At 29.1% G+C, this 9,140-nt stretch carries 6 protein-coding genes; 2 read left to right on the top strand and 4 right to left on the bottom strand.

What is annotated here, in order from left to right:
• Positions 1-43: 43 nt before the first annotated feature.
• Both truA and JJE11_RS08985 read right to left on the bottom strand, forming a co-directional pair.
• A complete protein-coding gene (truA, locus tag JJE11_RS08990) occupies positions 44-781 on the bottom strand; it encodes a tRNA pseudouridine(38-40) synthase TruA (RefSeq protein WP_291634735.1) in 738 nt (245 codons plus the stop codon).
• Between the two features lie 158 nt (positions 782-939).
• Positions 940-2,526 carry a YiiX/YebB-like N1pC/P60 family cysteine hydrolase gene (locus JJE11_RS08985; protein ID WP_291634733.1) on the bottom strand — a complete coding sequence of 529 codons (1,587 nt, stop codon included), beginning with the start codon at positions 2,524-2,526 and terminating at the stop codon, positions 940-942.
• A 281-nt stretch (positions 2,527-2,807) separates the two neighbouring features.
• Between JJE11_RS08985 and cls the strand changes: the two genes are divergently transcribed.
• On the top strand, positions 2,808-4,262 hold the full coding sequence (gene cls / locus JJE11_RS08980; RefSeq protein ID WP_291634731.1) for a cardiolipin synthase: 1,455 nt from the start codon (positions 2,808-2,810) through the stop codon (positions 4,260-4,262).
• Between the two features lie 70 nt (positions 4,263-4,332).
• Here cls and JJE11_RS08975 read toward each other — a convergent pair whose 3' ends face one another.
• Complete coding sequence (locus JJE11_RS08975; RefSeq protein WP_291634729.1) at positions 4,333-6,729, bottom strand: DUF5050 domain-containing protein; 2,397 nt, start codon at positions 6,727-6,729, stop codon at positions 4,333-4,335.
• A 196-nt stretch (positions 6,730-6,925) separates the two neighbouring features.
• Positions 6,926-8,278 carry a GAF domain-containing sensor histidine kinase gene (locus JJE11_RS08970; RefSeq protein WP_291634727.1) on the bottom strand — a complete coding sequence of 451 codons (1,353 nt, stop codon included), beginning with the start codon at positions 8,276-8,278 and terminating at the stop codon, positions 6,926-6,928.
• A gap of 149 nt (positions 8,279-8,427) precedes the next feature.
• Between JJE11_RS08970 and JJE11_RS08965 the strand changes: the two genes are divergently transcribed.
• The gene (locus JJE11_RS08965) at positions 8,428-9,000 is read left to right on the top strand and encodes a hypothetical protein (protein WP_291634726.1); all 573 of its coding nucleotides are present in this window, start codon (positions 8,428-8,430) and stop codon (positions 8,998-9,000) included.
• Positions 9,001-9,140: the final 140 nt, after the last annotated feature.

Genomic DNA, 9,140 nt, shown 5'->3' with positions numbered 1-9,140 from the left:
CTTTTAATTTATAAATATATTAAGCTAATTATCTTAATAGTTTTTAATAATTAACTTCTTCTAAAAATAATCCTTTTGCTGGTGCAATATGTCCTGAATATTTTCTTTCTTTTCTATCTAAAATATCGCTAATTTCATTTGCGTCTCTTTCACCAAGTCCTACTTCAACAAGTGTTCCAACTACCAATCTCACCATATTTTTCATAAATCCATTTCCTTGAATACTAATTTCTATATTTCCATCTTCATTCACAATATTTATAGTATAAATGTCTCTAACAGTAGATTTCTTTTTAGATTTAAGTGTTGTAAAGCTTTGAAAATCGTGTTCTCCTATTAAATATTCTGATGCTTTTCTCATATTTTCAACATTTAGTGGTTGTGGTACATGATAATCATATTTTCTTGTAAATACATTGTGTGCTTTATTATTACAAATATTGTATACATATTTTTTTGCCTTAGCATTATATCTAGCATGAAAATTGAGATCTACTTCTTCGACTGTCTTAACTACAATATCCTCTGGTAAATATTCATAACAATAACTACGCATTTTATGTGTAGCCATATTACATTCTGTTCTAAAGTTTGCTACTTGATTTGTTGCATGTACTCCAGCATCTGTTCTACCTGAAGCTGTAATTTCAATATTTTCTCCTGCCATCTTACTTAAAACGGATTCAATTTTGTGCTGAATTGTATTATCACTATCTCCAAGTCTTTGCCATCCTTTATACTTAGTACCATCATATTCTATTACAATTTTTATATTTCTCATATTTATTATTTATCCTACTTTCTATTCTAGAGTTTAACCCATTTCAGAAGGAAGTCTCCTTCCGAAGTCGTTAATATTACATCTTCTCAGATGACGATTATCTGCTATTTAAATTATATTTTTTGATACATACCTTATATTATATACATATATCACAATTAATAAAACATTCCATATAAAATAAATTTAAGCTTTGACAATGCTGAATTTAATCTTACTATTGGATATCTTGTTTCTGTATTTAATATAATTCTACGCTTTGCGGTTTTCCACTTAGATATTTTCCAAGTTATTTTTAAATCCTTTGCACTTCTCCTTATGGCTTTTCTTTCTCTTTCACTACCATCATAAAATACTACAAAATCAAATTCGGCATTTCCACTATCATACTCTGTGTCAAATTTTTTAATAATACTGTTAGGTGAAAGCAATAGCCTACCCGCTTTGGGTTCTAAGTCAAATGTAATTCCTTTCTTATTGCTTGCACATAAATATGACTTATAGATTAACTCACTACAAAACAACGCATTATCTGTCATAATATCAAAATTATAATCATATGCCTTTCCTAAAGATTCAAAAGCTATAAATAATGCCTTTAATTTATCTTCTTTGGATAATTTAGGACGTATTGCTGAAAAATAATCAACTTTAGCAATAGCCTCTAGAGGATTTATTACCACACCAGGAGCGATAACTTCTATAATATATTCTCCACTATTTTCACTTTTATCGCACAAAGCATCATATACTTTAGGATAATTCAATTTTACATACTCTGACACACGCAAACAATTCTCCATAGGGACATCATTAAAATACTTATCCAGATTCTCTAAACAACCTATATAAATTCCAGAATGAGTCCAAAACCCTGGTAATCCTATGTTGGTTAGTTGATAGTTATTTCTCTTTAAAAGTATGTCACCTGGTAGCAATTCTTCTTTAATACTATTAATATCTTCATTGCTAACATATTTCTCTTTTCTACTAGAATAATCAACTCCAGTAATACTTATAGCAACCCATTTTTGAATTGGGAACCAAAAATCAAAAGCATTTTTCCCAAAAAAATCAATCAAATTGCTTTTAACAATATTTCTATGATTTCTAACTAGTTTTATAACATTTAAATAATTAGAACTTGCATAATCTAATAATTCTTTTTCGTTTTCATCTCTTTTATATCCATATCTTTCATAGTAATTTACCATAAAATCAAAATAATGCTTATTTCTAAATAGTGATATTATATAAGAAATTTCTGTAATTTCTTGTGAAATGTAATAATATTGTTTTTTATTAATATTATATTCAGGCCTAGGCTCGTTTAACATAGACTCTAAGTACTTATTTTTTTCTATAATATTAACTAACAACACAGCATTTTTACGTATTGCTATAGTTGAAGCATAAATTAATAATACTCTTTTAAATTTAGTATGTGAATCTTTTGATATAAGTTCACTTTTATATTTTTGCCTAATTTCATTTAATTCATTATAACATCCTACATAACTAACCCATTTATCTAATATACTTTGTTTGTGAGCTGAGGACATACTTTGAATATCCGATCTAAACAAGCTTTCGCTGCTCTGAATCTCATTCATCACATGCTCTAATTCTTTTGTAAGCTCTAAGGATTTATTTATCTCCTCATTAAGCGTTCCATGAACTAATTCCATCTCCTTATCCCCAATTCCATTTTCATATTTAAAGTAACGTTCTAATCTAAGTTTCATTGCACAGATAAGTAAACCAATACATATTATTAATATAATTAACAATTTAATTCAACCATACTTCTCCCCCATAATTGATTCTCCCAATTTTATTTTATTATACCATAAAACTCACTATTCCTTTAATAATATAAATTATTAAATTAAAATATTTTTATTTTGTTTGAAAAATAATAAGTAAAAAGATAGATATTTTATTTTTTACAAGTTTGACTGTTTTTTTATATGCTATTATATGTATACTATCATTATAGGATAAAATGAATTTTTTGGAGGCTCATATGTTTACAAGCGAACTAATATTACGTTTTTTGAATTTATTGTTTATTATTAATATTCTCTTTGCCTTTGCAGTTGTATTTATTGAAAGAAAGAACCCTGCAAGTACTTGGACTTGGCTTATGGTATTACTATTTTTACCTAGCATAGGGTTTATTTTATACTTATTTCTTGGTCAGAATTTAAAAAGAAAAAAAATGTTTTTACTTAAAAAAGAAGAAAAAGAAAATCTCAACTCTATTATTGATAAACAAAAAGATTTTTTAAATAATGAAGCTTTAATTAAAGCAAATCCTTTTTTAAGTAAATATTCTGATATGATGAAACTTAATCTTTGTAGTGATAATTCCTTTTATACTAATAATAACCACGTAACTATATTTACTGATGGTAAATCAAAATTTGATCAACTTAAAGAAAACCTTAAAAGTGCAGAATTATATATTCATATGGAGTATTATATATTCCAAAATGATAACTTAGGAAGGGCTATTCTCGAAATTCTATCTAAAAAAGCTAAAGAAGGAGTAGAGGTAAAATTACTTTATGATGGCATGGGATGTCTTAAATTGCCTAAGCATTTTTTTGCTCCATTAATTGAATCTGGTGGAAAAGTTTCTTGCTTTTTCCCCCCTTTTCTTCCTTATATAAACCTTAGAGTAAATTTTAGAAATCATCGTAAAATATGCACTATTGATGGAAAGTATGCATTTATTGGTGGTTTTAATGTTGGTGATGAATATTTAGGACTTTCTAAAAGATTCGGGTTTTGGAGAGATACCCATTTATTCATACAAGGAGATGCGATAGATGCCTTGGAATTGCATTTCCTAATGGATTGGAGATTTGCGGCCAATGAAGATTCTGTTTTTGATAATAAATATTTCCCCCACAGAACCCACATTGGGAAAACAGGTCTTCAAATAGTTTCAAGTGGTCCCGATTCAACTTTTAATTCTATTAAAAATGGGTATTTAAAAATGATTAGTAAGGCTGAAAGAACTATCTATATAGAAACTCCTTATTTTATCCCAGATGACAGTATACTCGAGGCTTTAAAAATAGCATCTTTGTCTGGAGTCGATGTTCGTATAATTATACCGAGTAAACCAGATCATCCATTTGTGTACTGGGCTTCTACATCTTATATGGGAGAATTACTGGAATCTGGTGTCAAATGTTATACCTATACCAAGGGTTTTCTACATAGTAAATTTCTTTCTATTGATGAATCTATAAGCTCTGTAGGAACTGCAAATTTAGATATTAGGAGCTTTACTCTGAACTTTGAAATTAATGCTTTTATTTATGATAAAGAAATAACTGCCGACTTAGATCGCTTTTTTATTGATGATTTAAAATTTTGCGATGAACTAACTCTCGAAGATTATAGTAATAGAAGTTTTATTGTTAAATTCAAGGAATCTGTTTCAAGATTACTTTCTCCTATACTGTAAGAGACATTCAAGTAAATAAAAAAATCTCACAAACACTTTTAATGTTTGTGAGATTTTTTTATTAAATGCCCTAATTTGCTAATTGTCGCTCGCTTCCATCTTTCTTTATTTTGTACGCTTTTCCACTTTCCCCATTTTTATATAATATCCAATCGCCCTGTACTTCAATGTCCGTAGTCCACTCACTATTTAAAACAGTATTTCCCAGGCCATCTTTTCTAATCTTAAATAGATATCCACCATTAACATAATTACTGTAATAAATCCACTGCTCATCAATTGCTTCATACCTAGATTGGGAATCATTAAGTGGCACGCTAACCTTTCCATCCAATGACATTTTATATAACCTTTTGCCATCCAATTCATTACTAAAATATATCCAAGGGCTATCTATGACAGCATGGTACATAGGTTGTAAATATAGAAATTTTTCACTATCGCTAGCTACATATTTCTTTCTGTCCCATACATGATCTTTAGAAATTTTTTGATCAGGAACATTAAAATATTTATATCTTACCTTATTCCCTTCATTAGTATCTGGCTCATCCCAAGTGGCATCTAGATGATAATATTCCCCATCTATTTTCACTATATTCCAAGCATGATTTGTGCTATCGTCTATTTCCACTTTATTGTCAGCGCCAACTTCTGCTGCATTGCCTACTACTACCTGAGCTTCTATTCCTGCTAAATTTAACAGTAGTTTCATTGTATAAGCATATCCATCGCAATCAGCCTTACCAAGAATTAATGTTCCATAAGGCGTATCAGAGTCCATTTCCACACCCTTATTTATATAATTTTCATAATCATAGTCTGTATTTTTTACAACATATTCGTGCAACGCTAATTCCTTTTCTAAATCACTCATACTCGTGTTAGTTATATTGTTTACGATTTCTTTCGCCTTCTTATATGCTGTGTCAACCTTAACATCAGTTATAAGTACATCATACTTATTATCCATAGCAGTATATAATTCTGAAAAACGATTAACTTCAGTGTATGGCTTAGCTGGTTCTACTTCATTACCTACATCATCCTCAGCTACAACTTTTATAACCTTAAGTTTCCATCCTTCATAGAGTTTTCTTTCAGGTTGATTTTTCATAACATCCCATAAAGTGGAATTAGAAGACATCGCCCATAAATCTAAAATATATATCCCCGGAACTGTTGGAACCCACTCTGTTTGTGATGTATATTCCTTATTAGTTGAAGTCCACACACCTGTTTTAGTATTAAAAATACTAAGCTTATAACTGTATGGACCAGCCATTCCACTTATATCCTTAATACCACCTACTGTAACTTTTTCTCCTACTTTATAAGTGCTTTTCTCTGTATCCATATCATTTATAGTATAAACTCGGTTGCTATCATTTTTTTCCACACAATTAAGTTCATAACCAGAAGAGCTATCATAATACTTCAAAGAATTTTCTCCCCTTACCCATATCCAAAGTTTGTATTTACCAACCCAGAACTTCTTATCTGAAGAAATTTCGTAAGGTTTGTCTGCATCCACTAAAGGTGTATACCCATTAGAAATATCTTCATAGGTGTTGTCTTCTTTAACTATGAAGACTCTATACTGAACCTTTTCTGCATTTTTCGAAGTAATGTAAAACGTCTCCTTTTCACCTGCTACAAGTGGTGAATGTCCTATTCCTACATAAGAGACTTGTACATTTTTCACTTCATCTTTTATTGCACCTTTTACTGTAATAACCTTAAGTTTCCACCCCTCGTATAACCTGCTTTTCGGGTTTTTTATTAAGGGCTTCCAAAGTGTAGAATTATAAGACATATCCCAAACTACCAACACATACGTTCCAGGTTTTGTAGGGACCCATTCTAAATTATCCCTATATTCCTTTGTATCTAATATCCATTCATTTCTTTCAGTATCATAAATATGAAGTTTATACGTGTACGGACCTTTCATACCACTAATATTTTTAATTCCATTTACCAGCACCTTTTCTCCTACTGTATAAGCATCTTTAGTAATACCCAAATCTCCTGATGAATAGACTCTATTATTATTATCTCTACTTACGCAATTTAAATTAGCTATATACTGACTATCATAGCTTTTTACAGAGCTTTCTTCTTTCACCCAAACTATAATCTTATATTTACCTAATTTGAATTTTTCACTTGGAGTAATTGTATATGGTTTATTTGCATCTACTGCTTGCGTATACCCCTTAGTAATTTCTACTTTAGTATTATTGTTAACATTAAGTAAAAAAGCTCTATACTTAACTTTTTCGGCTCCCACAGCGGTCAAATAAAAACTTTCACTATCTCCTTCAACTAATGGAGAATGATCTACTCCTACAAACACTATCTTAACAGTATTTTCAACTGCCATTACATATTTAAAATTCCCACATAAAATAATAATAAGGAATGTTAGTAACAAAGTTTTTAATATTTCTGTACCTTTCCTCAAAAATCCACCCCCATTTGATTTTAGCATGTATTTCATGGCTTCCACAGTGCTCATTAGTATTCTATAACAAGCATTAGTTTCTATTTCAGTTAAACTTTTAATAAGTTTCCAATGAGTATATTATACACGAAATGACTTTTTTATTCCATATGTAAAAGCTATGATATTATTATTTAACATTTGATACTATATAGATTTATTTTGCCCCTGAAATAGGTATACTAAATGAAAAATCAGTTCCTTTTCCAATTTCACTTTCAGCCCATATTTTCCCACAATGTTCTTCGATAATATACTTGCATATAGCTAGACCAAGTCCTGTACCTCTAGGTTTATTTGTAAGTGTGTCCCCAACTTGTCTGAACTTCTCAAATATATATTTTTTATCTTCTTCTCTAATACCTACTCCTGTATCACTAATACTTACTATAATATTTCCTTCCACTACTCTAGCGGAGCATACTATGCATCCTTCTTCTGTGAATTTTATAGCATTGGAGATAAGATTAATTATTACCTGCACTAATTTGTCTTTATCTGCCATAATTAGGGGAAGTGGCTCTCTTATACTCTGTATAATTTGCAATGATTTATCCCTAATAATTGGGTTTGTTAATGTTATTACCTGAGTTATAATTTCTTCTATATCAATTTCTCTCATATTTAAACTAACTTTGCCTGCTTCCATTCTTGATATATCTAATAACTCATTTATAAGACTCGATAGCCTCTCGCCTTCGGTTAAAATTATATTTATATTTCTCCTTATCTTAACTACGGCACTTTTATTTTTATCACTTTCAAGATCTAGTTCACAAACTATAGACCCTTCAAATTTTCGCTTCACCATTTCTGTAAAACCAATAATTGAAGTTAATGGCGTTCGGAGCTCATGAGAAACTGTGGACAAAAAATCTGTTTTCATCTTATCCATATCTTTTAATTTTTGAAAAAGTGTAGCATTTTCTATAGCTATTGCTACTTGACTAACAAACGAGAAAGCATTAGCTCTTTGAGTTTCATTGTATGCTGACCTTTTATGACTTAGCATTATTGCAGCCCCATATATCTTATCTTTATATATTATTGGGATTATAAGTAAGCTTCTCATGTGATATAATAATAATTGAAATTTAATGGTATACTTTGTATATTCTGATTTGTTTAAATCCTGAATATAATATGTCGCTTTAGATTCCATAGCTTTTTTAATTAATTCAGTAGATATGTTTTCTTTTAAATAACTACTTAGGTTTATTTCCTCTCCATACCCATGACAAGACATAAGCTCAAAATCATTATCATTTTTAAATATACTTATGGCGGAATCATAAGCTAAAATTTCATATAAATTTTTCAATAATTCATTGAAAATATCATTTGTATCTGTTGTAGATTTAAATACATTAACAGCAACGTTAATTTTTTTATCAAATTCTCTAGATTTTTTATTCATTAACATATTAATTATTATATAAGTAACTATAATATTTAATATAATTACGATACCTATATATAAGTAAAATTTATTTGATAATATACCCATCATAATATACCTCTATTTATTAATATATATATTCTAAATATAAGGCACAATTTTATACCTTACTACAATGAAAGTACCAATTTTTTTCCCTTATGTCAAGCATTATTGAACTTTAGTATACCTACTTATTATCATATGGAAGGAGTGCCCTTATGCGAAAAGCTGGCAAAATAATCAATATTGAGAACAATAAAGTGTATATCATAACCACTAACAAAGAATTTGTAACTCTCGAAAAGCACGCATCTGAACCTATAATAGGTGAACTATATGCAGGTGAAGAATTTCAAAGAGTTAATATTTGGAAATATTTCTTGGTAATTGCTTTCATACTATTACTTTTTGTATCAGTAAGAAAATTTTATTTGGATAATAGATATAATTTTTCTGTTATTGTAGACATGAATTGTTCTATAAAGATGGAGGTAAACGGTTCAAATAAAATTAAAAAAGTTGAAGGTATTAGCTCTGGAGGATATAAAATAAAAGAACTTATCACTTTAGAACATAAGTCATTGGAAGAAGCCTTACATTTAATTTTAGATGAATCTATTAAGCTTAAATACTTAACTAAAGCACACGCGGATGATGGTTTTAAAATTTCTATATTTGTTGTAGGCAATAAAAATAAAACCCCACTTAACTTAACAGAGTTTGAAAGATATGCTGGTTCCCATAATTTCAAGGTATTAATAAATAATGATGGACAAGTTACAATAAAATAAGGGTATCCTTTGCAGGATACCCTTATTTCTATTATTTATATTGTGGTATTTCAAATACTAAATTTGCATTTACGCATTTATCTAGAATTTGCTTAATTCTATAACTTTGTTTATATGCCCAACCTATATCTGTAGCATAT

The organism is Clostridium sp. (assembly GCF_016650095.1).
Lineage (GTDB): Bacteria > Bacillota > Clostridia > Clostridiales > Clostridiaceae > Clostridium_AD.
This window is presented reverse-complemented; position numbering and strand designations above follow the sequence as displayed.

Bases quoted from the DNA above. Each gene is read 5' to 3' on its own strand.
- truA (WP_291634735.1), bottom strand. From the start codon at position 781: ATGAGAAATATAAAAATTGTAATAGAATATGATGGTACTAAGTATAAA.
- JJE11_RS08985 (WP_291634733.1), bottom strand. From the start codon at position 2,526: ATGAAACTTAGATTAGAACGTTACTTTAAATATGAAAATGGAATTGGG.
- cls (WP_291634731.1), top strand. From the start codon at position 2,808: ATGTTTACAAGCGAACTAATATTACGTTTTTTGAATTTATTGTTTATT.
- JJE11_RS08970 (WP_291634727.1), bottom strand. From the start codon at position 8,278: ATGATGGGTATATTATCAAATAAATTTTACTTATATATAGGTATCGTA.
- JJE11_RS08965 (WP_291634726.1), top strand. From the start codon at position 8,428: ATGCGAAAAGCTGGCAAAATAATCAATATTGAGAACAATAAAGTGTAT.